Consider the following 23,219-nt stretch of genomic DNA (forward strand, 5'->3'; position numbering starts at 1 on the left):
CAACCGCTACCACTCGCCGGTGTTTTCCATCGACGCCCACGGCTCCTGTGGGTCCAGGGGCTCGCCTTTCTGCAGCAATTCGATCGAGATACCGTCCGGGGAGCGTACAAATGCCATATGGCCATCCCGGGGCGGGCGGTTGATTGTAACGCCCTCGTCCATCAATCGCTGGCAAATTGCATAGATATTATCCACGCGATAGGCCAAATGACCAAAATTGCGCCCACCGCTGTACGTTTCGGGATCCCAGTTGTAGGTCAGCTCCAGACAGGGAGTCTTGTTCTCGCGCGCGCTATCCGCATCGCCCGGCGCAGCGAGAAACACCAGGGTAAAGCGCCCCTTGTCGTAATCCTTGCGACTGATCTGCTGCAGGCCCAGTTTCTCGCAATAAAACTTCAAAGACTCTTCCAGATCCGCTACGCGAACCATTGTGTGCAGATATTCCACGCCACTACTCCTTCCGTTTGTCACCATCTACAATCGCGACACAAATTAAATGATCCAGATTGCAGACACTAGAACCAAATGTATCAAAAATACTATCGACAGTTTTTGCAGGCTCCCAGTGGCAGCCCGTCCTCGATGCTGCACATGGCGTGCCACTCCCACCACTACTGGCCCGACGTCACAATGGACGCGGTGCAGCAGTACTGGCGCGATTCTGCCCTGCTCGCCGACGAGAAATGGGGCCCGATCTTCGAACAGAAGATTCCGGCCTGGCAGGCGGCCGTCGCCCGCACACTGAATCTGCCGGACCCGGACCGCATCGCCATCGCACCCAATACCCATGAGCTGGTCTATCGCGTCATCAGCGCCTTCGACCTCGCCCGCCCGCTGCGTATCCTCACGACCGATGGCGAATTTTACAGCTTCGCCCGCCAGCTGCAGCGCCTGGAAGAATTACCCAACGTCGAAGTGACGCGTATTGCCAAAAAGCCCTACGCCACACTGGCCGAGCGCTTCGAACAGGAACTGCAACGCAACGATTACCAGCTCGCCTACGCCAGCCTGGTATTCTTCGACTCCGGCGTGGTGTTTCCCGAGCTGCTGGAGATCGCCGCGCGAAAACCGGCGCGCACCGAGTTCGTCATCGACGGCTACCACGGCTTCTTCGCGCGCCCCATCGACCTTAGCAGGGTTGCCGACAAGGTGTTCTTCACCGCCGGTTCCTACAAATATTTGGGTGCCGGCGAGGGTATGTGCTTTATGAGCGTTCCCGCCAGCTGCTCCCTGCGGCCACTGAATACCGGCTGGTTTGCAGAGCTGGAGGAGCTCGAGAACCGCGCCGACCGGGTGGGATTTGCCGACAACTGGCTGCGCTTCGCCGGTGCGACTATGGATTACTCGCCTCTCTACAAGGGGCTGGCCATTTTCGATCTGTTCGAACGAGACGGCATTACCGTGGATAAAATCCACGACTATGTGCTGGCCGCCCAGCGGCGGTTCCTGCAGACCATGGATGAAGCCAACCACCCACTGCTAAACCGGCAAAACCTGATCTGTCACGATCTGGAAAACGGCCACGGCCACTTTTTCACCTTCGATTGCGGCACCGCACAGGATGCCGAGAGACTGCAAAAGGAATTGAAGTCCCGGGCCGTCCTGAGCGATCGACGCCAGCAATTGCTACGTCTCGGTTTTGCAATCTATCACGGTGAAAATGAAACTTATCGACAGGTATTCACCTAAGGAGAGGCGGGCTCGCTCAGCTCCTGTTCAGAAAGCGACGATTAATATTCTGTCATCGGTACTACCGGGATTTCCCGGTCCCAAAACACGACTTATAAGGAAAGAGTCATGAGAGTTGTAAAAATTTCGACCATTGCCCTACTCGCGCTGCTGGCCACCGCCTGCGGCGGTGACCGCGCCCCTGCCGAGCGCGGCACCCTGGTGTCCATTTCCGCCAGCGGTGAAGCCAGCAAGGCACCGGACATCGCCCGTATCTCCGCCGGTGTCGTGACCGAAGCGGAGGACAGCGAGAAGGCGATGCGCGATAACGCCGAACAGATGGACAAACTGCTGAAAGCGATCAAGAAAGCCGGCATCGACGACAAGGACGTACAGACCAGCGGTATCAGCCTGTCGCCGCGCTACGACTATCAGCAGGGTCGCAAACCGCAGATCACCGGTTACATGGCGCGCAACACCGTAAGCATCAAGGTGCGCGAAATGGAAAAGCTCGGTGACGTGCTGGATGATCTGGCGGCGGCCGGCGCCAATCAGATCAACGGTCCGAGCCTGGAGATCGGTGAGCCGGAACCGGTCATGGCCGAGGCGCGCAAACAGGCACTGGAAAAGGCCCAGGCACGCGCCGAAGATTACGCCAAATCGCTGGACATGAAGGTGCGCCGCATTGTCAGCGTTTCCGAGAGCGGCAACGTCGGCATACCGCGCCCGATGATGCGCGCGGAGATGGCGGCCAAAGACAGCGCCGGCACGCCAGTCGCACCGGGAGAAACGACGCTGACCGTGAATCTGGACCTGGTATTTGAACTGGAAGACTGATCCACTAATCGCTTCGCTGTTCCGCAAGCAATAAAAAAGGGCCCGCATGCGGGCCCTTTTTTTAAGCGCAGGTGTTACTGCGGCTGCTTGAACACCTTGCCATCCTTCATCACAAACTTGACCCGCTGCAGTTCGGCAATATCCTCGAGCGGGTTGCCGGCTACGGCGATGATGTCGGCTTTCTTGCCTTCTTCGATACTGCCCAGCTCATCCTGCACCTTGAGCAACCGGGCCGCGTTCCAAGTCGCACTGCGGATGGCGTCGGACGGGGTCATGCCGCCCTGGACCATCAGCACGAATTCACGCGCATTGTCGCCGTGGCGGCTCACGCCTGTGTCGGTACCGAAAGCAATATTCACCCCGCGCTTGTAGGCGGTGGCAAAGGTCCGCTGGATCAGCGGGCCGATCGTGGCCGCCTTGCTGCGCACCATATCCGGAAAGAAGCCCTCGACCGCGGACTTCTCGGTAACCCACTCGCCGGCCATCAGCGTCGGCACATACCAGGTGTTGTTGCGCTTCATCAGTTCCATCGTCTCGCCATCCATGTAGGTACCGTGCTCGACGGAGTCCACACCGGCGCGGATGGCGCGCTCCATGCCCTCTTTGCCGTGCGCGTGCACCGCCACGGTGAAACCGTAGTCTTTCGCCGTGGCGACAATCGCCTCCAGCTCGTCCTTCATGAATTGCGGATTCTGGCCGCTCTTGGCCACGCTCAGTACGCCGCCGGTGGCGGTAATCTTGATCAGATCCGCCCCGTCCTTGTAGCGCTGGCGCACCGCCTGGCGCGCACTGGCCGGACCGTTGACGACACCGTCGGCGGCACTGGGGCTACCCATCAGGTCCTGGCGGTAGCCGTTGGTGGGATCCGCGTGGCCGCCGGTGGTGGCGATTGACTTACCCGCGGTAAAGATCCGCGGGCCCTCGATGGTGCCGGCCTCAACCGCCTTGCGCAGGCTGATGGTCACGTTGCCACTGTCACCGAGGTCGCGCACGGTGGTAAAACCGGCCTGCAGCGTGCGGCGCGCCGCATCCACGCCGCGCAGCGTGTAGTCGGCCGGGTTCCAGGTGAAAGTCTCCATATAGGTACGCGGGCCGAATTCGTAGGTCAGGTGGGTGTGCATATCCATCAATCCGGGCAACACGGTGTAATTGCGCAGATCCACCAGTTTTTCGCGATCGCGCTTGGCGAAGCCTTTCTGCACCGACGCTATGCGGCCATCCACGACGTGAATTGTACGATTTTCCAGCAACCTGCCGGTTTCACTGTCAAACATCTTGCCCGCGTAGATGGCGGTGGCCTCGGCGAGGGCCTGCCCGGAGGCAAGCCCGGCGCAGACCGCCAGCAGCGCAGCGGCGGCGCGATTGAGGAAGTAGCTCCGATTGGTATTTGTTGTCATTGTCCCACCCGTGAATTCCAACATAGAGTCAATTTGTTCTTATAAGAAGCGGCACAATCTACCGCAATCGCCGCCCAACCCCAAGGGAAGAGTCGAGAGGAAGCCCCGATGAAAATCTACGAATTTGCCAGTGCCCCCAACTGCCGCCGGGTGCGTATGTACCTGGCCGAGAAAGGTGTGGAGGTCGATTACGTACCGGTGGATATCGCCAAGGGTGAGAACCTGACCGCGGAGTACCGCACCAAAGATGTCAATGCCAAAGTGCCGGTGCTGGAACTGGACGACGGCAGCTGTATCGCCGAGTCCGTGGCCATCCAGCGCTACTTCGAGGAACTGCACCCGGAGCCGCCCCTGTTCGGCCGCAATGCGAAGGAAAAAGCCCTGGTGGAGATGTGGAATCGCCGCGCCGACTTCAACATGATGACCAGCGTCGGCATGTGCTTTCAGCACACCTCCGGCTTTTTCAGTGATCGCATGAATGTCTTCCCGGAGTTCGGCGAGGACGCGGGCAAAAGGGCGTTGAAGTTCTTTGACGTTCTTGACCAGCACCTGTCCGATCACGAGTTTCTCGCCGGCGATTACTTCTCCGTCGCCGATATCGGCATGCTGTGCTCAATGGACTTCGGCAAGGTGGTGAACCTGCGACCGGATGCGGACAAGCACCCCCACTTGACTCGCTGGCGTCAGCAGCTGAGTGCGCGCCCCAGCGCCAAAGCCTGACGCCTGGGCGGAGCCTCCCGTCAGACGGACGGCTCCGCAACGACACGGCTCGGACTGTTGACCAGCCGCACGTCCCGCTGTGGGAACGGGATTTCGACGCCGTTTTCCTGCAGTGTTTCGAGGATGATCAGCAGAAGGTCGCCGCCCACCCGGTTGCGGCCGTCATCCACCCCCTCCATCCAGAACTCCACAAACATATTGACCCCGTTATCGCCAAAGCTGTCGATTTCACAGTCGGGGCGCTCCTCGATCGGCAGCTCATCACCGCTCAGCACCTGCGGGTGACGCGCGACAGCCTGCTTGATGATCTCCACGGTGTTGCGGACATCGGTGCTGTAGGCCACGGAAAAATCGACCCTGTAACGCTGTTTGTTGTTTTTTTGTGTCCAGTTGACAAAAGAGTTGGAAATAAATTTCTCGTTCGGCACCACCACATCCTTGCCGTCGAAGGTCTCCAGGGTGGTGGAGCGCATGCTCAGTTTGACGACGGTTCCCTTGCGGCCATCCTCCATCTCGATGTAATCGCCGAGTGTCAGCGACCTGTCGAGGATAATGATGATGCCGGAAATCAAGTTCGCGGCGATATGCTGCAAGCCGAAACCAATGCCGACACCGACAGCACCGCCAAATACTGCCAGCGTGGTCAGATTGATCCCCATCAGCTGCAGGATCAGCACGGCAATGACCACGAACAGCAGGATCTCGAACAGCTTCGCGATCACTTCGCGCGTGCGGTAATCGAGGTTTTCCTGCCTGCGGATAATTGTCTGACCGGTGGAGTTGGACACGCGGCCGAGCCAGAACAACAGTGAGCCGAAAATCAGGGTCCTGACGATTCCGTAGGCGGACAGCCGTATATTCCCGATCTCGACAGCCATGGAATCAAGCACGCTAACAACGTCATCCAGAGCACCGACCACATACAGGAACAGGATCGGCATTCCCACCCAGCGGAATATCGTCGCCGCGGTTCCATTGGTGATCACCACCCGGACAAAGGAATTGAACAGCAGGATAATGGCCACGGCCAACGCCACCTGTACCAACCAGCTCTCGCCGATCAGGCGGGGAATAAAGGCGGCGGAAACCTTCAGTAACAGGATGGCGAGCAGCGGAAACAGCAGCCTGCCGAACCGGTAGAGCAGCAACCGCAGCGGGTATGCAGCCGGTGACTCCGGTGGTCTCTGCAGTACGGGGACGTGCTTTTGCAGACGGTGTGTAATGACGAAGGAGAGTGCGTAGATCAGCAGAATCACGCCTAACTGGCTGACAATCGACACCTCGGAAGTCTCGGCCAGCAGCTTCTCTACCTGTGCTTTCAGTTGGCTCAGCAGTGCCTGGGTATCCATAGTGATGCGCTAGCGAAACCTGATATACGCGAGCAGCCACCAACACCGAGCCGCGGTCGCTCGGATTGATGGCTGCTCTGCATCACCGACGGACAAGCGGACCGGCCCCTATTCCACCGATTCCACGTCCGCGGCGGTCACTGCATCCACGGGCAGGCTGGTGATATCCGGCTGGCGCCGGCGGCGGGTCTTGGCCGGAATCATGCCGCGCATTACCTCCAGCTTGCCAAAGCAAAGTAGTTTGTCATTGGCTTCCAGCACGCGGTCGCGGCGCGGGTTGGGGATAACCTTGCGTCCGCGGTAGAGCGTCAGCACATTGATATCGTGCTCCTCCGCGCGAATCTCGGCAATGGTGCGACCCACGAATTTGGACCCTTCCGGCACATAGATCTCGGTGACGCCGTAGCCTTTGCTCACGGTAAGCCGCTGGCGCACGTCGATCTCCGGGAAATCCACCTGCGCCGCAATATACTCGATCACCGCACCGGCGACATCCAGCCCAGTGCAGGTCTCTATGCCCTCGAGCCCCGGCGACGAGTTCACCTCCATAATCTGCGGTCCGGAACGGCCCTCCAGCATATCGACGCCGGCCACCTGCAGGCCCATGATCTGAGTGGCGCGTACCGCCGTCTCAATATATTCCTGCGGAAGATCCACCGGTTCGGCGATGCCGCCGCGGTGGACATTACTGCGGAATTCCTGTCCCTGCGCCACCCTGCGCATTGCCGCCACGACACGATCACCGACGACGAAGGCACGGATATCCCTACCCTTGCTCTCAGCGACGAATTTCTGGATCAGCACATTCTGCTTCTGGCTCTGCAGCAGCTCGATAATGGCCTCTGCTTGCTTTACTGTCTCTGCCAGCAATACGCCGATTCCCTGGGTGCCCTCGTTCAGCTTGATCACCACCGGCGCCCCACCCACGCGCTCGATCGCTGGCAATACATCCTTCTTGTTATGGACAAAGGTGGTTCGCGGGATACCGATATGGTGTCGACTCAACAATTGAAGACTGCGCAGCTTGTCCCGGGAGTTGTTAATACCGTGCGCCGTATTTGCACAGAACACATCCATTTCCTGGAGCTGCCGCACCACCGCCGTACCGTAGTAAGTGATGGAAGCGCCGATGCGGGGCAATACCGCATCGAAATCTTCGATCTGTTTCTGGCGGTAGTACAGGTCCGGCGCACCGCGTTGCAGGTCGATGGCGAATTTGATCGTATCCAGTACCCGCACCTCGTGGCCGCGATTCTGCGCGGCCTCCTGCAGGCGCAGGGTGCTGTAACACTTAGGTGAGCGGGAGAGGATGGCGAGTTTCATTGCGGTCACCTTTTCTTATATGTTCAGGGAAGCACATCAGATGCAGACTACCTTCCGGTGGCGAAGGGATCCGCTGGGCGATTGCGGTTATTCTTGTACAGAAATTGATCGACCACCCACAGGAATCCCAGATACCACCGATCCAGCCGATGACTGGGGCAATACCCAGCCTAGTAGAAAATGAGAGAACTGCCAGTTTTGCACTCTGAAACGGGCGCGAGACCCGGGCTCCCCTCACAGAGCTGCGACAGGCGCGCCGGCTTATGACTCGCTCGGCAGAACCGTTACTGGGCCTATATCCAGCGCCTCCACTTCAGCTTGTATCTTGTCGAGATCTCCCACGATCACCCAGGTGAATTGCTCGGGTGCGAGAAATTCCCGCGCGGAAGTTTCCACTTCGTCCTTGGTCAAAGCGGCCACTCGCTGCGGATACTCGGCGATGTATTCCGGCGGCAGGCCTTTCTCCACTTGCCAGGTGATACTGGACAGCAGCTGCCCCTTGGTCTGGAAGCGCCCGCTCTGCTTCAACACTTCGTCATCGCGATAATCGGCCAGCTCTTTTTCGCGCACCGGATTGTCGCCGAGATAACTGCGGTACTCCTTCAGTAATTCCTGCATCGCCGGAGCGGTTTTATCGGTTTGCACCGGCGCGAAGAGGATATAGGGGCGCTGACCTTCGGTGTCCAGCGACACCGCACGGGCGCCGTAGGACCAGTGCTTGTCCTCTCGCAGATTCATATTCACCCGCGAGGTAAACTTGCCGGCAATGATATCGGCCATCGCGTCGAAAGCCTCAGCGCCCTCCGGCTGCCACGGCGACATAACCAGGCCCGCCATGATATAGCTCTGCTGTGCACCCGGACGATCGAGCAGATAGACCCTCGCCTTCTGCGGCCGCTCCACCGGCGGCACTACAATTTTCACCAATTCTGACTCGGGTGCCTTCCAATCATCGAGCGCCTGATTGAGCAGCGACTTGATCTCCTCTTCGGTGACGTCGCCAACAATCGTTAACATGGCGTTATCAGGGCGCACCCAGGTGTTGTGGAACTGCACCAGGTCATCGCGGCTAATTGCCTCAATGCCCTCTACAGTGCCAGAGCCGGTCAGCGGCGATCCGTACGGGTGCTTTTCCCCGAACAGCAGCGGCGGCAGCTCGCGCAGCGCCAGCCCCTGCGGCTGGGCCTTCTCCTGGGCAATTTTGTCGATGCGATTGGACTTCACCCGCGCCAGGTCCTTTTCCGGGAACAGCGGCTCCAGCACTACCTTGGCAAACAGTTCCAGCGATGGCTCCAGCTGCGTCTTCAGTGCGCTGAAAGTGATGCTGTTGTAATCCAGGCCGCTGCCGGCACCGATACTCGCCCCCAGCTCCTCCTGGCGAGCGCTGAACTCGAGGCCGTCGAGATCTCCCGCCCCCTCACTGAGCATTTGCGCGGCCACCGAGGCCAGGCCTGGCTTTTCACCGTCCGCCGCCGCCCCGCTGCGGAACTGCAGGTTCATAAACACCACCGGCGTATCGTGGCGCTCTGCCAGCACCACGCGCAGACCGTTTTTCAGGGTGAATTCCTTCTGCTCCGGCAGTTCCAGCTCAACCGTCTTGTCCACTTCCGGCAGCTTGCTGCGATCCACACCCTGCTCCGCTGCCGAATACTTCTGTCTGGGTTTCACCACCAGCGTATAGCTGTTGGGCTTGAGCCAGTGGCTGGCAACATCCTGCACTTCCAGCGCGGAAACCCCGGCGTAATCCTCCAGGCCATTGATCAGCGCGCCGGGATCGCCGTAATAGAATTCCGAGCGTGCGAGAATATCGCTCTTGCCGCCAAAGCCGCCGGTTTTCTCCAGCCCTTTGACCAGACCGGCAAACTCGCTCTGCTTAATGCGACGCAGCTCTTCGACACTGACGCCACTGCGGGCGAATTCCCGCAGTTCTTCATCCAGCAGTTTTTCTACCTTCTCCAGCGGCTGTCCGGGCTTGACATCGACGATGATGATCAGCTGCCCGGCCAGCTGGCGCCCGTAGTAGAAAGCGCTGACTCCGGTGGCTACCTGTTCGTCGCGCACCAGGCGGCGGTAGAGCAGCGAGTTCTTGCGGTTCGCCAGCAGCGACGTCATCAGGTCCAGCGCATCTTCTTCATCACTGCCGAGCGCCGGTACGTTCCACACCTTGTAGATGCGCGTCTGCGGCACCTGGTCGAACATCACTTCGCGCTTGTTTATCTGGGCGGGCAATTCCCAGTTTTTCAGGCGCGGCTGTACCTCGCTACTGGGGATATCACCAAAATACTGCCGCGCCTTGGCCATCGCCTCGTCAACGGTGATATCTCCGGCGATCACCAGTATCGCGTTGGCGGGCTGGTAATAATCGGCAAACCACTTTTTCACGTCTTCCAGGCTGGCATTGTCCAGGTCATCCATGGAGCCGATCGGCGTCCACGAATAGGGGTGGTAAGGCGGGAAGGTGCTGCTGGCAATCGTGTCGAAGGCCTTGCCGTAGGGGGCGTTCTCTCCCTGGCGTTTCTCGTTTTTCACTACGCCACGCTGTTCGTCGAGCACTTCCTGGGTTATGGCCCCGCTGAAGTGCCCCATGCGATCCGACTCCATCCACAGCGCCATATCCAGCGCCCCCTTGGGCACCGTCTCAAAGTAATTGGTACGGTCGTTATTGGTGGTGCCGTTCATATCGGTGGCGCCGGAGCGCTGGAAGGGTTCGAAATATTCGCCCGGATAATTTTCCGAACCATTGAACATCAGGTGCTCGAACAGGTGTGCGAAACCGGTCTTACCGGGCGATTCGTCCTTGGAACCGACCTTGTACCAGATATTGACCGAGACCACCGGCGCCTTGTGATCCTCGTGCACGATGACGGTGAGACCGTTGTCCAGCACTTCCCGGTGGAAGGGGATCTCCAGCTTCGGCGCCGGCACATACGCCTGCTTGTCCGATGCCGCCGCGCGACTGCTGGCGGCGGCCTCCTTATCTACCGTCAGGGCCCGATGGGTATCGTCATCGGGCCTGCCGCAACCGGCGAGCAGCAACGTGGCAAAAAGGAGACTGAGTGCTGATAGGCGCAGATCCATGTTCTTATTTCCTTATCAAGACCGGGTCTTAAGAAGGAGATTGTAGGCAACATTTGCACGGGCGTGTCGGCAAATTCGCTGACTAAGCGCGCCAGCGCGACAACTGGAAGGCAAAAAAATGGGCACCGCAGTGCCCAAGTAAATACATCACAGAGAGAAGCGACGATGCATATCGCTTTAAGGGAGAAAGGTTCGGCAGGGCGTCACACCCTGCTTAAAAATCATGCAGCTTCGGAGTCAGTTTTTTTTAGCGCGTCTTCGTGGCCAAAGCGCTCTTCGGCTATACGGTCGGCCACGTGCGCAGTGGTCTCACCGCTTTCTTCGGCGCGCTGGAAAACTTCCTTCATGGTGGAGCCGATAGTCTCGATGTGCTCCTTCACCTGCGCCGGCTTGTAATCGCCCTGCTGCTGGTAGTAAACGTCGATAATGCCGCCGGCGTTAATCACGTAGTCCGGCGAGTAGAGAATGCCCTTCTCGCGCAGTACCGCCGCATGGCGCTCTTCCGCCAGCTGGTTGTTGGCAGCGCCGGCGATGGCGCCGACCTTCAGGCGGGAGATGGTGTCGTCATTGAGGATGGCACCCATTGCGCAGGGGGCAAACAGGTCTACGTCCAGGTCGAAGATTTCGTCCGCGCCAACCGCAGTCGCGCCCAGCTCATTTACTGCGCGGTCGATGTTGTCCTGGAAGATATCGGTCACGAAGAGTTCGGCGCCCGCCTCCTTCAGCAGCTTGGCAAGGCGGAAACCCACGTTGCCCACACCCTGCAGGGAAACCTTGAGGCCGGTCAGGTCCGTCTTGCCCCAGCGGTGCTCAACAGCGGCTTTCAGGCCGACGAATACACCGTAGGCAGTGGACGGGGACGGATCGCCGCCGTGCTCGGAACCTTCGATCAGGCCGGATACAAACTTGGTGCGCTCGCCGATGATGTGCATATCGGCAACGCTGGTACCGGAGTCCTCGGCGGTGATGTAACGGCCGCCCAGGGTGTTGATGAAGTCGCCCATCGCGCGCAGCAGCTCGGGGGTCTTGTCCTTGCGCGGATCGCCGATGATCACGGCCTTGCCGCCGCCCAGCTTCAGGCCGGCCATGGCAGATTTGTAGGTCATACCGCGAGACAGGCGCAGCACGTCATTCAGCGCCTCGCCGTCGTCGGCGTAGGGCCACATGCGGCAGCCGCCTAATGAGGGTCCCAAATTGGTGTTGTGCACCGCAATAATCGCCTTCAGTCCGCTTTTGGCATCCTGATAAAAAGCCACTTGTTCGTGCTTATCGTAGGCGGGATGGGAAAATATACTCATTTACTGTTCCTCTCCGGAAGACCGGTTCTACAGCTGGGGAACAACCACAGCCCTTATCTGTTTTTATCGGAAGGTAAGATTATATCCACCTTCGGCAGATAAAGTTTGCAAATTTTGCACACTTGCTCGCCAACGGAGCTAAATCATCACCCAAATTGCCGCAATTTAGGATAACGGGTCACACAAGAACGTCGTCGGCTCTATAGTCATCAAATGGGAATAGCTTCCTCCACCCTTTTTGACCGGGCCCATAAAAAGCCATCTGGAGGTGCATGGCGCCAAGGCCCGCGATGCGTTACCCGACGCCACATCCGTCTGGTAGAATCCGCGCCCACTAATGACCCCCAGAAGACCCTCAGAGATAACTCGATGCTGAATGCCGACGCCCTCAAACAACTTTCCCAACTGAAGACTGACATCCGCTCCAGCAAGGAGTTTGCCGAGGGCCGGGTGCGCGGCAGCAGCGGCAAGTTCGGCTTTGTGGTACTCGACGATGGCCGCGAGGCCTTCCTGCCGCCAGCGGAAATGGAACGCGTCTTTCCCGGCGACCGCGTGCGCGTCAGCCTGAACGAAGAAGACAAGGGTAAGCTGTCCGCGGAACTGGACGCGCTGCTGGATAGCGAACTCAAGTTCCTGGTGGGGCAGTACGTACAGCGCGGCCAGGGCCACTTCGTGCAGCCGAGCCAGAACGGCCTGTCCCGCTGGATCTTTCTGCCGCCTAAAGCCCGCGGCAAGGCGCAGCCGGGTGAATTTATTGCCTGCAAGGTCAACCGCCACCCGTTTAAAGACGGCAAGGCTCAGGCCAAGGTAGAGACGGTGATCGGCAAGCCGGACATGCCTGGTATCGAGCACGCCTTCGTCGTTGCCCAGCACCGGCTGCCGGAACAGTTCGGCGAAGCCGCGCTGAAACAGGCAGAGGCGATAAAAGACAAACTCGCCGCAGTGACCGCCGAGCGCACCGACCTGACTGAAATGGGTTTCGCCACCATCGATGCCGAAACCACCCGCGATATGGATGACGCCCTCGCCGTCACCACCCGCGACGGCGGCTGGACCCTGCACATCGCCATCGCCGACCCGTCCAGCCTGATAGAAGAAGGCAGCCCGCTGGACAAAGAAGCATTCAAACGCGCGCACAGCCAATACCTGCCCGGCGAAACCCTGCCGATGTTACCGCGCGATCTGTGCGAGAACCTTTTTTCCCTGATCGCCGGCGAATTGCGCCCGGTGCTGGTGGTACACATCGATATCGAACAAGACGGCAATATTGGTGACAGCCGCTACGAGTTCACGGCGATCCGTTCGCAGCACAAGCTGAGCTACGAGCAGGTAGCCAGGTTTATCGATGGCGACGAAGCCGCCGTGCCGGCCGAGCAACACGAGAGCCTGCGCAATCTGGCTGCGCTCGGCGAAGCCCGCGCAGCCTACCGCGCGAGCCACTCGCTGATTATGGAAGACAGACCGGATTACGAGATCTATCTGAACCGGCAGCGCAAGATTGAACGCATCGAAAAGCGCGAGCGCAATGCCGCCCAGCGGATGGTCGAGGAAGCCATGCTCGCCACCAATATCTCCATCGGCCGCAAGCTCGCCGAGCTGCAGCAGGGCTGCTTCTCCGTACACCTGGGTTTCCGCGATGAGCGCATGGGGGAAGTTAAAAGCCTGCTCAAGGAACTGCTGCCGGAGCACGCAGAAAAAGACCTGCACCAGCTGGAAAATTACCTGGCGCTGGTGAAGTACCTGGAAACCCACCACGAGCCGCAGATGCGGAACCTGCTCGCGGTACTGAAGCGCATGCTGCGCCCGGGACAGCTGGCCAACAAGGCCGGCGCCCATCTGGGGCTCGGCCTGGACGCCTATGCCACCGTTACCTCGCCAATCCGCAAGTACAACGACCTGCACAACCATCGCGTGCTGCGCGCCGCTGCGGAAGCCCAACAGGCCAAGTCGCTGAGCGACGAACAGATCGAAGCCCTGCAGGACAGCCTGATCCGCGGCCGCCAGGCCAACCGCGGGCTCGAGCAGTGGCTCTATGCCCAGTTCATGCAGGACAAGATCGATCAGGAATTTACCGGCAGGGTCACCCTCGTCAATGGTGCCGGCCTCGGCGTGCGCCTGGACGACAATGGGATCGACGGCTTTGTCCGCCTGAATGGCAACAAGAAAAACCTGCCGGAATTCGATGGCAAGCATCTGACCCTGAAGCACGATGAGCGCAGCTACCAGCTGGAACAGCCGGTAACCGTCAAGGTCGCTGCCGTGGATGTGGACAAACGGCGCATCGCGTTGGAACTGGTGTTAAACGAAAAGGCACTGGCCGACGCCGACGCAGCGGAATAACCTGTAGCTGTCGGGGCGCGGTGTCACACCGCGCCCCGTTATTACGCCCGACGTCTCGGCCGGCACCGGCCCGCGGCAAAACCGCACAACCGGTGGCAAGCCACTCTCAAAAAGAACCAACTTGAGGCCCCCGATGAGCAATATCGCCGAACTGAACCCCACTCCGCTGTGGAAACACTTCGCCAAACTCTGCGAGATCCCGCGCCCGTCCAAACACGAGGACCGGGTGGTGGAGTACATCGTCGACTTTTGCAAGGAGCGCGGCCTCGACGTACAGCTGGACCAGGTCGGCAACATCATCATCAAGAAGCCGGCCACCCCCGGTATGGAGGATCGCAAGATCCTCGCCATGCAGAGCCACGTGGACATGGTGCCGCAGAAAAACGCCGACTCTGACCACGACTTCCTGACCGACCCGATCCGCCCGCAGATCGACGGCGAATGGGTTACCGCAACCGGTACTACCCTCGGTGCCGATAACGGCATCGGCGTGGCCGCCATCCTGGCGCTGCTAGAAAGCACCGATATTCCCCACCCCGCGCTGGAAGCCCTGCTCACCATCGACGAGGAAGCAGGCATGACCGGGGCCAAGAATCTGCAACCTGGCTACTTCGACGCGGACCTGCTGTTGAACCTGGATACCGAGGACGAGGGTGAACTCTACGTCGGCTGCGCCGGTGGCGTGGACGTCAATGCCACCCTGCCCTATTCCGCCGCAACGGTGCCCACAGGTCACAAGCCGTTCAAGCTGAGCGTGCGCGGCCTGCGCGGCGGCCACTCCGGCCTGGATATCGACAAGGGTCGCGGCAACGCCAACAAGATCGCCAATCGCATTATCGATGCCGCGAGCCGCGAAATTACCGCACTGCGCATCGCCGCACTGGATGGCGGCAGCCTGCGCAATGCGATTCCGCGGGAGTCCTTCAGCACCATCACCGTGCCGACGGACGCCGAAGCCAAGCTGCGCGAAATCGTCGCAGCCGAGAGCGCAGTCATCGCGCGCGAATTCGATAACGAAGCCAAGCTGGATATCGCGCTGGACGCAGCAAATGCACCAGCCAGCGTGATGGACAAGGCCAGCCAGCGGAAGGTGATCCAGGCGCTCCGGGCCTGCCCCAGCGGTGTGGAGCGTATGAGCACCGCATTGGAAGGCATTGCCGATACCTCCAACAACCTGGCTCGCGTGGTGACAGAAGAGGTGGACGGCCAACACCAGGTGCGTATTCAGTGCCTGGTGCGCAGCCTGTCCGACAGTGCCCGCGACCAGCACGGTCTGAATGTTGCCGCCGCCTTCGAACTGGCCGGGGCCGAGACCTCACTGGATAACGCCTATCCGGGCTGGACGCCAAATATGCAGTCGCCACTGCTGGCGCTGATGAAGGACGTGTACAAGGAGGTGACCGGCGCGGAGCCGGAGGTGAAAGTCATCCACGCCGGCCTCGAGTGCGGCCTGCTGGCCAAGCCCTACCCGAACTGGGATATGGTCTCCTTCGGCCCCACCATCCGCCGCGCGCACTCACCGGAGGAGCGGGTGCATATTGAGAGTGTGGGCAAATTCTGGGATTACTTCCTGAAGGTGGTGCAGGCGATCCCGGCCAAAGCCTGATCCCACTACCAGGCCCCGCGCAAACACTGCCGCGGGGCCTCTCCTTGCTCTGCGCTTCTTCCCCGCCTAATTGCACAAGGAAATCCTCCCGCTGCGAAATTTATCAGTGATTCCACAGCCAGGCCCTGCAGCAGCGGTCGCGACCAAATAAATTGTCTTACCCGAGCAGAGTTACACTGCGGCTCTGCTTTGCCAGTCTTGCGGCTCGCTAGAGAGAAAGTATTTAATGCTCGACGCGCATGACAGCAGACTTCGCTCATATATATCGACCCAGCCCGCCCCCCATGCATACTCATTCGCAGGAGCAGGGAAAGCGTTGTAGCGAGAAGACGGATAGGAGCACCGCTGCAACAGAGTGACGAGGACTCGTAGAGGTGTGCCCTGCCAGTAAATTTTTAACGAGGAGAGTAAGAATGTTCAGCCATATTATGATCGGCGCCAATGACATCCAGGAGTCCAAGGTTTTTTACGATGCCATCCTGGGAGCAATGGGTTATGAACCGGGTATGATCGACGAGAAAGGTCGTTGCTTTTACTTCACCAAAAGTGGCGTGTTTGCGCTCACCAAGCCCATCAATAACGAGCCTGCGAGCCATGGCAATGGCAGTACCATCGGCTTTGCCGCCGACAGCCCCGCGGCAGCGGATGCCTGGCATGCGGCGGGGCTCGCCAATGGGGGTACAGAATGCGAAGATCCCCCCGGCGTCCGCGAGGGCGCCATCGGCAAGCTCTATCTCGCTTATTTGCGCGATCCCGCTGGCAACAAGATCTGCGCCCTCCACCGGATGGGCTGATCGCTCGAGTATCACTGACGGTACTGCCTGTAAAGGCAGTACCGCATAAGAACCGAAGCTTCCATAAGCCGAATCAACGCTGGAACGACAATCCACCTGACTTCTCCGATCCCACCGCTACATCCCTACTCTTATTGGAATACGTGCTACCTAAAACACAAACTGTGAGAAGTGGCACGCAAATCTGTAGAAAAGTACAAAGGTTGAATAGACTGCCAGCGTGGTAAAGCCATATGCTAAACAAGGGTTTATTCAACAGAGTTTTGCAATGAAATTAAAAGTAGCATTATTAACTTGCGCGGTTACATTCATGAGCGGGTGTGAACTAGTCGGCCCTAGCGTGAAACTGGAGCCCGCTAAAGTCAGGGTCCCTGGTGTCGTGGTTGGTGGTCAACAAAGGCACTGCCCGCCAGGACAGGCCAAGAAAGGCAATTGCTAAATCAATCAGTAATGTTGGGGAGAGGCAAGGCGATCGCGCATAGAGTTCTGCCACAGTAATAGCCAAGCTTTACGCTCCCCATTCTTTTCGCGAACGCTTTTAGGTTCCAATGATCCTCGCCGTTGATGTTGACTACCGAAATTCGCGGGCCTCAACAGTCGGCATTGGTTTCAATGGCTGGCGAGATGACACCCCCTCTCACGTTTACCGCAGCACAATTCACCAGGTCGAAGACTATAAACCCGGCAGCTTCTACCAGCGTGAATTACCCTGCATCCTGACACTTCTGCGTGAGCATAACCTCTCGCCAGATATCATCGTTATCGACGGCTACGTTTATCTCGGCGATGACGCCACTCCCGGCCTGGGTATGCATCTCTACAATGCCCTGGGAGGGAAAATTCCGGTAATCGGAGTAGCCAAATCGCCCTTTAAAGGGACGACAACGGATACCGAACTTTTTCGGGGCGACAGCCACAGGCCCCTCTATATAACAGCCGCCGGGATGGCCATCGATGCTGCGAGGTCCAGCATAAGTTCCATGCATGGCAACTACAGAATCCCTACCCTCTTACAGCTTGCAGACCGAGAATGCAGAAGGCATTGAAGGATGTCACTAGCCAGGCAAGCGAGTCCGCCGCAAACGCTGGCAAACATACTTCTGGCAATCCAGACCGACAAATGAGTCGTTCACGGCACCGGCAAATAACTGCCATTCGCTATTCCTCACTATTTCCTTCTCAGGCATTCGCAGGAACGGAGGTTAGTGTGGCCGCCGATATCGCCGACAAAACCGCGAGCTATGGGAGGCCCCATGTTGATTGCTGAACACGGTTTTCCGGAAACGCGCCAATTGCAGATTGACGATACGACATGCTAGATGCTGGAATTCCCCATCGATAGGGCACTACCTCAACGGGACTCACGAGCGAGTAATGACACCGGCAATCAACATCGCCAAGAAAGCCAAAATTGCGTACAAGGTGCACGAGTATATCCATGATCCAGCGAGCGAATCCTACGGCCTGGAGGCTGCGGAGAAGCTGGGTATTGATGACGCCCGGGTATTCAAAACGCTGGTGGTGCAACTCGATAACAAAGTGCTGGCTGTCGGAGTGGTGCCCGTCGCCGCAATGCTGAGCATGAAGCTAATCGCCAAAGCCGCCGGTGCAAAGAAGGCGGGGATGGCTGACAAGGCTGACGTTGAGCGGTCGACTGGCTATGTTCTGGGCGGCGTCAGTCCACTCGGACAGAAGAAGCGCCTCAGGACCTTTATCGATGCCTCCGCCAGGCAATACGATACCGTTCTTGTCAGCGCCGGCCGCAGAGGACTGGAAATCGAACTTTGCCCCACCGATCTGCAAGCGCTGACCGACGGCGACATTGCCGAAATCACGCAATAAAGCCACAGATACCGGCCCCAACCCTGGGGCACGCATCACAATCTCGCCCAAAAGGTGCCATCGACAGGGTAAATCCCCGCTTTTTTATCCGAGACTTCAACGCTGAGGGGACACGCGAATCACGCCTACCCGACCGTCGGCGCCAGCTCCGAGTATTAGGTCACTGCCCGCCGCCAGGGTATAAAAGCCCTCTCCGCCCAGCGGCTGCCAGCTGACACCGTGATCGAAGGAGATATCGCTGGCGGTCTTGCCACTGGCCACACAGGTACTTTCGATACAGGCCATGGCCGTGCGCAGACCGCGCTGATCATTGTCGGCCACGTGCCAGCCATCGGTGTCGCGCATGGCCAGATTATTATATTTGCCGGGGCGGTCCTGAAAATCACCTCCCATCACAAACACGTCACCGCGCTGATTCAGTGCCAGTGCGTAGCCGCCCGCAGTCTGTGTCTTCTGGTGTAGCGGCACCGAACTGCGCTGCCAGTTATGGCCGTAGTCTTCACTCGCATACACCGAGGCCTGAAAGCCACCGGTGGTAAACCAGGCCTCGCCATTGGGGCCGGTGATCAGCGTATTGCCGCTAGCGGCAAAGGCGGCCTCGTTTTCCAGCAGCGGCGGAATTCTGTCTCTGCCGATACGGCTCCAGGTATGCCCGCCATCTTTGGTTTCCATGACCACGTAATAGCCATCCACCGGATCCCCCAGCAGCAGACCACGATTGCGGTCCCAGAAGGCGATGGAATCGAAGAAACCCTCCTTGTCCGGATTTTCGTACAGCAGCTGCCAGTTCTCACCGCCGTCTTCGGTCAGGTAGAGACGTGATTGCACGCCGCTCCCGACACCCATGACGATGGCAGTCTGATCGTCAAACAGTTCGATATCGCGGAAATCCGTTACCGGCTGCTGCGTTACCGATACATCCTGCCAGCTTTTACCGCCGTCGGTGCTTCTGAACACGGCATTGTCGCTGCCGCTCACCCACAGGCTATTTGGGCCGACCGCACTGCCCCGTAAAGACGCCTTCGCTGACAGCTGCGCAGTCTGCCATTCAGGGAGAATTACCGCATCAGCGGACAAGGGAATAATCATCAGTAGGAAAAACAGGCGGATCATGCAATGCCCCTATTCGGATTTTATTAGCTTTATTTGTTGATCATCATAACAGGAAGTTTGCGCAGAAGACGCCATTCAGCGACCGCCCCGCTCGCACAAAACTGGTTCGTTAAATCCAGCACAAAAACACGGTCAACAGAATTTCATCTGACCGTAAAAAACCATTCATCAACTCCAGTCATTGTATCCGCGTAACAACGTAGAGCCGCCGATACCAGGCTGCCTTCCACCTGACCATTACCATTCACCAGGGATGACCCGATGACTACGACAAGAAAGTATCTGGCTTCAGCCATTTCCTTCGCCACTGCGATGGCGGCCAACCCGCTGCTCGCCCAGCAAGCCACTGACGATAAACTGGAGGAAGTGGTGGTGCTCGGCAGTGGTACCGCATTTAACAGCAGTTCCGTTACCGAGCCGATGCGTAAACAGCAGTCCGCCATTACCAGCGTCAACGCACTGATCGACAACCTGCCAGGTGTGTCGGTAAATGAAGGCGATACCTACGGTTTCGACGACTGGTCCACCAATATCACCATGCGCGGTTTCACCACCAGTCTCGATGAGCAACAGATCGGCACCACCATCGATGGCATTCCCAATGGCGGCTCCAATTACGGTGGTGGCGCCAAGGCCAACCGCTTTATCGACCCGGCCAATATCGGTGGTGTCGCGGTTTCCCAGGGCACCGCAGATATCGCCTCGCGCAGCCATGAAGCGCTGGGCGGCACCATCGAATACCGCACCGACGATCCGCTCGACCTGCGCCGCAGCCGTGCAGAGGTTTCCATGGGCGAATTCGATGCGCAGCGCCTCTACTTCCGCTACGACACCGGCATCTTCGCCGGCAATACCAAGGCGTGGGTGTCCTACTCCGCCCAGGAGGCGACCGACTGGATCACCGAAACCGCCGAGAATGAGCGCGAGCATATTGCCGCGAAACTTGTCAGCACGCTGGAGCGCGGCACTATCAAGGCCTATGTCTCCTACGACGATATCCACGAGGACAATTACCAGCGCATCTACTCCGACGCACAGTTCGAGCGCTTTCCGGAAAATGACTTCCTCACTGGCGAGTGGAGCGGAGTGCCCTATATCGATCAGCTGTATCGCCGCGGCTGGTCGACGCTGCGCGAAAACACCCTCGCCTACGCGCAGTTCGACTTCGACCTGACCGAAAGCTTCAACCTGCAGGGTAGTGTCTACTATCACGGCAATGAGGGCCGCGGAGACTGGGTGCCGCCCTACCTGGTCGATGTCACCGATGACGGAACCGATGGCCAGTCGGAATTTGTCGGCGGTGTCACCGCAACGGGCGGAGCAGCCGCCGGTCAGTTCTTCTTTGTCGATGCCAATGGCAATGCGCTGGCGCCTAACGCCGACTGCGAACGCAACATAGTGACCATCTATGGCCCGGCCGAGCCGCAGTACGATCCGGCCTGTTACCCGACCGGCGCCGTCCCGGTCATGTCCTACCGCCATACCCACTACGAGAAAGAGCGCAGCGGTTTGACCCTGGACTTCATCCACAACGGTGAAATCGCCGGTCTGCAGAACGAACTGCGCGGCGGCATCTGGTATGAGGACGCAAGCCGCGACGAGTACCGTGACTGGCACAAGATCACTGATGCGACCCGCGGCTACGGTTTCAATTCCACTCCCTACTGGGTGCAGTACAACCGCAGCTATCCGCAGGAAACCACCAAGTGGTATCTGCAGGATTCGCTGACCATCGATACGCTGACTCTGAGTCTCGGTGCCAAGCAATTCCTGGTGGACGTAGAGCGCGAAGACCTGTTCGGTGAATCGCCCAACGTCAGCATCGACTCAGACTCCGATGTGCTGCTGTCCGCTGGCCTGGTCTGGGAGACACCAGTGGCCGGCACCGAGGTATTTGCCGGTTATGCCGAGAACTTCAAGGCGGTCGGCGACAGTATTCTCGAGCGCCCCAATTCCGATCTGGACAATATCGAACCGGAAACGTCCGCAACCATCGAGCTGGGCCTGCGTTACTCCGGCGATGCCCTGTCGGCGACGGCGACCTATTTCCAGAACGATTTCGATAACCGCATTATCTTCCTGGACAATAATACCCTGGCCGGCCCCAACTACCTGATCGGTACCAACGGTTCCTATTTCAATGCCGGCGGTATCGAGTCGGACGGATTCGAACTGCTGGTCAATTACGATATCAACGCGGCATTTAATCTCTACGCGTCATACACGATGATCGATGCCAGCTATATCGGCACCGACGATGCGGCTGTCGATACGGCGCAGGGGCTGGTTCCGGGTAACGACGTTGTCGGTATCGCGGACCAGCTGTTCGTCGCCGGCCTGGACTGGAATGGCGAACTGCTCTACGGCGGTATCTCCGCGAAACTGACCGGTGACCGCTATGTAGATCCGGCCAACACCTGGGTGGTCGATTCCTACACCGTTACCGATGCGTACCTGGGGCTGAGCCTGGTCGACATCAACCCGGCGTTCGGCGGCATCAACCTGAGCCTGGTGGTCAACAACCTGTTCGATGAAGACTACCTGGGTAGCGTCGTGACCGGCGGCGCCTGGATAGGTGCGCCGCGCACCGCTTCGCTGTCCGCGACGCTGGACTTCTAATCAACCAATTCATTGCCAGACTCGGTGGGCAGGGTTTTCCCTGCCCGCCCCGGATTGCGGCCCAACTGATCAAGAAACCAGCAGCCGACGCTTTCTTCCAATTTTTCGACACCGTTCGCTGGCTGTACTCCCCGTCATTTCGCATAATTGCCGACCGCTCACGAATAACAGAACAGATGGCCCGATGTATGTGGTTTAAGAATCTTCGCGTCTACCGCCTCACCAAAGAATTTGCCCTGACCTCCGAAAAATTGAACGAACTGCTGGAGCCGCATGCCTTCGTGCCCTGCGGCAGCCAGGATGCGGCCCGCTATGGCTGGGTGGCGCCACTCGGGCGCCACGGCAGTGAGCTGGTGCACGCGGCCAATGGTTACCTGATGGTCTGCGCCAAGAAGCAGGAGAAGGTTATCCCGGCCGCCGTGGTCAACGAGAAGGTCGAGGAGCTGGCCCAGGCCATCTCCGAGAAAGAGGCCCGCCAGGTGGGCCGCAAGGAGCGGCAGAACCTGAAGGACGAAGTGCTGCTGGAAATGCGCCCCAAGGCCTTCGCCCGCTCGCGCCTGCAATACGCCTACATAGCCCCCAAAGACGGCTGGGTGGTGGTGGATGCCTCTTCGGCCTCGGCGGCGGAGGAACTGCTGGAGAACCTGCGCGAGGCGATCAGCAGCCTGGCGGTGGTGCCGCTGGCGGCCAAGAACCTGCCACAGCAGACCATGACCCACTGGCTCTCCGCACCGGAGGCCCCGGCCCAGTTCGAGTTCGGCCACGAGTGCGAACTGCGCGATCCGAAGGACAGCGGCAGCGTGATCCGCTGCAAGAATCAGGACCTGTGCGCGGAAGAGATCCACAACCACCTGGTGGCGGGTCTGCAGGTACACAAGCTGGGACTGGTCTGGCGCGGCGGTGTCGAGTTCCTGGTCGACGACCAGTTGTCCCTGAAGCGCGTCAAGTTCGGCGACGAACTGATCGAAAAGGCGGACAGCGCGGATACCGAAAATGCCGCCCAGCGTTTCGACGCGGATTTCTCGGTCATGACGCTGGAAATCTCCGCACTGCTGACAGACCTGCTGGCCGCATTCGGCGGCGCCAACACCGACACGGCCAGCGTCGAGGAGATCGTCGCCCGCGCCTCCCGCGCCGAGGCCGAGCAGACCGCCAGGGAAGTCGAAGAAGTCGTGTTCTGAACCCGGGCGAATCTCCCGCAATAGGGCTGCGGCGTCCGGCATTCACCCGTAAGG

General features: G+C 59.1%; 17 protein-coding genes and 1 pseudogene. 10 read left to right on the forward strand and 8 right to left on the reverse strand.

Annotation, left to right across the window (positions count from 1 at the left end; all coding sequences use genetic code 11):
* Nucleotides 1-6 precede the first annotated feature (6 nt).
* Nucleotides 7-447: a VOC family protein gene (locus BLW36_RS04385; protein WP_091385521.1), complete on the reverse strand. Its 441-nt coding sequence runs from the start codon at nucleotides 445-447 to the stop codon at nucleotides 7-9.
* Nucleotides 448-525: 78 nt separating this feature from the next.
* Here BLW36_RS04385 and BLW36_RS04390 point away from each other — a divergent pair, with 78 nt between their 5' ends.
* Together BLW36_RS04390 and BLW36_RS04395 are read left to right on the forward strand one after the other, a co-directional pair.
* Nucleotides 526-1,689 (forward strand): aminotransferase class V-fold PLP-dependent enzyme, encoded by a 1,164-nt coding sequence (locus BLW36_RS04390; RefSeq protein ID WP_091385523.1) that lies wholly within the window; start codon nucleotides 526-528, stop codon nucleotides 1,687-1,689.
* A gap of 108 nt (nucleotides 1,690-1,797) precedes the next feature.
* Nucleotides 1,798-2,505 carry an SIMPL domain-containing protein gene (locus BLW36_RS04395; protein WP_091385524.1) on the forward strand — a complete coding sequence of 236 codons (708 nt, stop codon included), beginning with the start codon at nucleotides 1,798-1,800 and terminating at the stop codon, nucleotides 2,503-2,505.
* A 74-nt stretch (nucleotides 2,506-2,579) separates the two neighbouring features.
* On the opposite strand, the gene BLW36_RS04400 is transcribed toward BLW36_RS04395, so the two are convergent.
* A complete protein-coding gene (locus BLW36_RS04400; protein WP_091385526.1) occupies nucleotides 2,580-3,902 on the reverse strand; it encodes a metal-dependent hydrolase family protein in 1,323 nt (440 codons plus the stop codon).
* Between the two features lie 108 nt (nucleotides 3,903-4,010).
* On the opposite strand from BLW36_RS04400, the gene BLW36_RS04405 reads away from it, so the two are divergent.
* Nucleotides 4,011-4,622 carry a glutathione S-transferase family protein gene (locus tag BLW36_RS04405; protein WP_091385529.1) on the forward strand — a complete coding sequence of 204 codons (612 nt, stop codon included), beginning with the start codon at nucleotides 4,011-4,013 and terminating at the stop codon, nucleotides 4,620-4,622.
* Nucleotides 4,623-4,642: 20 nt separating this feature from the next.
* On the opposite strand, the gene BLW36_RS04410 is transcribed toward BLW36_RS04405, so the two are convergent.
* The 5 genes and pseudogenes from BLW36_RS04410 to BLW36_RS04425 form a co-directional block, all read right to left on the reverse strand.
* A complete protein-coding gene (locus tag BLW36_RS04410) occupies nucleotides 4,643-5,971 on the reverse strand; it encodes a mechanosensitive ion channel family protein (RefSeq protein ID WP_091385531.1) in 1,329 nt (442 codons plus the stop codon).
* 108 nt (nucleotides 5,972-6,079) lie between these two features.
* Nucleotides 6,080-6,388, reverse strand: a complete 309-nt coding sequence (locus BLW36_RS17475) for a cation:proton antiporter regulatory subunit (RefSeq protein ID WP_425286750.1) — start codon at nucleotides 6,386-6,388, stop codon at nucleotides 6,080-6,082.
* Nucleotides 6,371-7,294 (reverse strand): annotated as a pseudogene (locus tag BLW36_RS04415) (ATP-grasp domain-containing protein); the annotation flags it as partial. The gene BLW36_RS17475 and the pseudogene BLW36_RS04415, both read right to left, overlap by 18 nt.
* A 261-nt stretch (nucleotides 7,295-7,555) precedes the next feature.
* Nucleotides 7,556-10,372, reverse strand: coding sequence for a M16 family metallopeptidase (locus tag BLW36_RS04420; RefSeq protein ID WP_091385534.1), 2,817 nt, complete (start codon nucleotides 10,370-10,372; stop codon nucleotides 7,556-7,558).
* A 221-nt stretch (nucleotides 10,373-10,593) separates the two neighbouring features.
* Nucleotides 10,594-11,670 carry a Glu/Leu/Phe/Val dehydrogenase dimerization domain-containing protein gene (locus BLW36_RS04425; protein ID WP_091385537.1) on the reverse strand — a complete coding sequence of 359 codons (1,077 nt, stop codon included), beginning with the start codon at nucleotides 11,668-11,670 and terminating at the stop codon, nucleotides 10,594-10,596.
* Nucleotides 11,671-12,039: 369 nt separating this feature from the next.
* Between BLW36_RS04425 and BLW36_RS04430 the strand changes: the two genes are divergently transcribed.
* The 5 genes from BLW36_RS04430 (at nucleotide 12,040) to ybaK (ending at nucleotide 18,252) form a co-directional block, all read left to right on the forward strand.
* Entirely contained in the window at nucleotides 12,040-14,010 is a 1,971-nt protein-coding gene (locus tag BLW36_RS04430; RefSeq protein WP_091385539.1) for a VacB/RNase II family 3'-5' exoribonuclease, read from the forward strand.
* A gap of 133 nt (nucleotides 14,011-14,143) precedes the next feature.
* A complete protein-coding gene (locus BLW36_RS04435) occupies nucleotides 14,144-15,616 on the forward strand; it encodes an aminoacyl-histidine dipeptidase (RefSeq protein ID WP_091385541.1) in 1,473 nt (490 codons plus the stop codon).
* A 413-nt stretch (nucleotides 15,617-16,029) separates the two neighbouring features.
* On the forward strand, nucleotides 16,030-16,410 hold the full coding sequence (locus tag BLW36_RS04440) for a VOC family protein (RefSeq protein ID WP_091385543.1): 381 nt from the start codon (nucleotides 16,030-16,032) through the stop codon (nucleotides 16,408-16,410).
* 548 nt (nucleotides 16,411-16,958) lie between these two features.
* The gene (locus tag BLW36_RS04445; protein ID WP_091385545.1) at nucleotides 16,959-17,456 is read left to right on the forward strand and encodes an endonuclease V; all 498 of its coding nucleotides are present in this window, start codon (nucleotides 16,959-16,961) and stop codon (nucleotides 17,454-17,456) included.
* 328 nt (nucleotides 17,457-17,784) lie between these two features.
* Nucleotides 17,785-18,252: a Cys-tRNA(Pro) deacylase gene (gene ybaK, locus BLW36_RS04450; RefSeq protein WP_091385547.1), complete on the forward strand. Its 468-nt coding sequence runs from the start codon at nucleotides 17,785-17,787 to the stop codon at nucleotides 18,250-18,252.
* A 96-nt stretch (nucleotides 18,253-18,348) separates the two neighbouring features.
* On the opposite strand, the gene BLW36_RS04455 is transcribed toward ybaK, so the two are convergent.
* The gene (locus BLW36_RS04455; protein WP_091385550.1) at nucleotides 18,349-19,365 is read right to left on the reverse strand and encodes a WD40/YVTN/BNR-like repeat-containing protein; all 1,017 of its coding nucleotides are present in this window, start codon (nucleotides 19,363-19,365) and stop codon (nucleotides 18,349-18,351) included.
* 261 nt (nucleotides 19,366-19,626) lie between these two features.
* Between BLW36_RS04455 and BLW36_RS04460 the strand changes: the two genes are divergently transcribed.
* Nucleotides 19,627-21,984: a TonB-dependent receptor domain-containing protein gene (locus BLW36_RS04460; RefSeq protein WP_091385553.1), complete on the forward strand. Its 2,358-nt coding sequence runs from the start codon at nucleotides 19,627-19,629 to the stop codon at nucleotides 21,982-21,984.
* A gap of 188 nt (nucleotides 21,985-22,172) precedes the next feature.
* Nucleotides 22,173-23,165: a recombination-associated protein RdgC gene (gene rdgC / locus BLW36_RS04465; protein WP_091385555.1), complete on the forward strand. Its 993-nt coding sequence runs from the start codon at nucleotides 22,173-22,175 to the stop codon at nucleotides 23,163-23,165.
* Nucleotides 23,166-23,219 lie beyond the last annotated feature (54 nt).

The organism is Microbulbifer marinus (assembly GCF_900107725.1).
Taxonomy (GTDB): Bacteria; Pseudomonadota; Gammaproteobacteria; order Pseudomonadales; family Cellvibrionaceae; genus Microbulbifer; species Microbulbifer marinus.

What these genes read in the sequence shown, in the direction of transcription:
- BLW36_RS04430 (WP_091385539.1), top strand. Translation starts at nt 12,040, where the DNA reads ATGCTGAATGCCGACGCCCTCAAACAACTTTCCCAACTGAAGACTGAC.
- BLW36_RS04425 (WP_091385537.1), bottom strand. Translation starts at nt 11,670, where the DNA reads ATGAGTATATTTTCCCATCCCGCCTACGATAAGCACGAACAAGTGGCT.
- BLW36_RS04395 (WP_091385524.1), top strand. Translation starts at nt 1,798, where the DNA reads ATGAGAGTTGTAAAAATTTCGACCATTGCCCTACTCGCGCTGCTGGCC.
- BLW36_RS04460 (WP_091385553.1), top strand. Translation starts at nt 19,627, where the DNA reads ATGACTACGACAAGAAAGTATCTGGCTTCAGCCATTTCCTTCGCCACT.
- BLW36_RS04445 (WP_091385545.1), top strand. Translation starts at nt 16,959, where the DNA reads ATGATCCTCGCCGTTGATGTTGACTACCGAAATTCGCGGGCCTCAACA.
- BLW36_RS04455 (WP_091385550.1), bottom strand. Translation starts at nt 19,365, where the DNA reads ATGATCCGCCTGTTTTTCCTACTGATGATTATTCCCTTGTCCGCTGAT.
- BLW36_RS04420 (WP_091385534.1), bottom strand. Translation starts at nt 10,372, where the DNA reads ATGGATCTGCGCCTATCAGCACTCAGTCTCCTTTTTGCCACGTTGCTG.
- BLW36_RS04405 (WP_091385529.1), top strand. Translation starts at nt 4,011, where the DNA reads ATGAAAATCTACGAATTTGCCAGTGCCCCCAACTGCCGCCGGGTGCGT.
- BLW36_RS04440 (WP_091385543.1), top strand. Translation starts at nt 16,030, where the DNA reads ATGTTCAGCCATATTATGATCGGCGCCAATGACATCCAGGAGTCCAAG.
- BLW36_RS04435 (WP_091385541.1), top strand. Translation starts at nt 14,144, where the DNA reads ATGAGCAATATCGCCGAACTGAACCCCACTCCGCTGTGGAAACACTTC.
- rdgC (WP_091385555.1), top strand. Translation starts at nt 22,173, where the DNA reads ATGTGGTTTAAGAATCTTCGCGTCTACCGCCTCACCAAAGAATTTGCC.
- BLW36_RS04390 (WP_091385523.1), top strand. Translation starts at nt 526, where the DNA reads ATGTATCAAAAATACTATCGACAGTTTTTGCAGGCTCCCAGTGGCAGC.
- ybaK (WP_091385547.1), top strand. Translation starts at nt 17,785, where the DNA reads ATGACACCGGCAATCAACATCGCCAAGAAAGCCAAAATTGCGTACAAG.
- BLW36_RS04410 (WP_091385531.1), bottom strand. Translation starts at nt 5,971, where the DNA reads ATGGATACCCAGGCACTGCTGAGCCAACTGAAAGCACAGGTAGAGAAG.
- BLW36_RS04400 (WP_091385526.1), bottom strand. Translation starts at nt 3,902, where the DNA reads ATGACAACAAATACCAATCGGAGCTACTTCCTCAATCGCGCCGCCGCT.